We start from the raw sequence: 1,233 nt of genomic DNA, 5'->3' as shown, positions 1-1,233 counted from the left end.
TGAACCGCTCCCCTTTTCTGTACCAGCTCAAGTGAGAAAATCCAGGATCTTCATCTGGCCAGGCTAGCCTGGCCAGATGAAGCGAATTCCCTGGGGGCCAGGTTGCCCAGGGCGCTGTGTGGTCGATGTTCGTTGTAGTCGCGACGCCAGGATTCTATCTTCTCCTTGGCGTCCTCCAATGACAAGAACCAATTTTCGTTCAGGCATTCTGCTCGCACGCTGCCGTTGAACGACTCGATGAAGGCGTTATCGGTAGGCTTTCCTGGCCGACTGAAGTCGAGTACGACCTGATTGGCGTAGGCCCACTGATCTAGTGCCTTGGACGTGAACTCCGGGCCGTTGTCAACCTGGATCGTTTTGGGCAACCTCCGATGCTCCGCGATACGTTCTAAGGCCAGCACGACGTCTTGGCCGCGGAACCTGGGCTCGACCTCGATCGCCAGACTCTCACGAGTAAAGTGATCGACTATCGTTAACAGCCGGATTCGACGCCCGTCGAACAGCTCGTCGGTCATAAAATCCATCGCCCAGCAGTCGTTTATGCGAGTCGCCGAAGGACGCAAGGCACGTGTCTGGCAACTGACCCGACGCCTGGGCGTCTTCGTCCGTAAGCCTAGTTGTTCCTGCCGATACAAGCGGTAAACACGCTTCGCATTGACCGCCCAGCCTTCACGGCGAAGCAGGATGTGCAACCGTCGATAGCCGTAGCGAACCCGTGTGGCGGCCAATTCCTTCAATCGCATCCGCAAGGGTGCCTGATCGTCTCTCACGGACAGGTAGCGGCATGTCGACCGAGCCAAGTTCAGCAAGCGACACGTGCGTCGTTCGCTGATGCGATACGCAGCCTGAACACGATCCGCCGTTGCCCGCAGGCGATCAGGCTTCAAAGCTTTTTTGACAGCACATCCTGCAAGATCTGCTTATCGAGGCTCAAGTCAGCCACCAGTTGCTTCAGCTTCTTATTCTCTTCTTCGAGTTGCTTTAAGCGACGTACCTCGGCGACACCCAGCCCATCGAACTTCTTCTTCCAGCGATAGAACGTCTGCTGACTGATCCCAAGCTTCCGACAAACCTCCTCCACCGGCACACCCGACTCGGCCTGCTTCAGGGCAAAGGCAATCTGTTCATTCGTAAATCGAGACTTCTTCATGGTCATGATCTCCTCGAATAGGATGGCCCGATTTTACCTCGATTTTCTCATTTTGAATGGCTCAGTTTTTGGGTTGCAGGTCA

1 pseudogene is annotated in these 1,233 nt (G+C 55.5%); it reads right to left on the bottom strand.

The window, feature by feature from the left end:
• Nucleotides 1–1,150 (bottom strand): annotated as a pseudogene (locus C5Y96_RS15160) (IS3 family transposase); the annotation flags it as partial.
• Nucleotides 1,151–1,233 lie beyond the last annotated feature (83 nt).

This window comes from Blastopirellula marina, assembly GCF_002967715.1.
In the GTDB taxonomy this organism is placed as follows: domain Bacteria; phylum Planctomycetota; class Planctomycetia; order Pirellulales; family Pirellulaceae; genus Bremerella; species Bremerella marina_B.
Note: the sequence above shows the minus strand (reverse complement) of the source record. Positions and strands in the feature narration are given on the sequence as shown.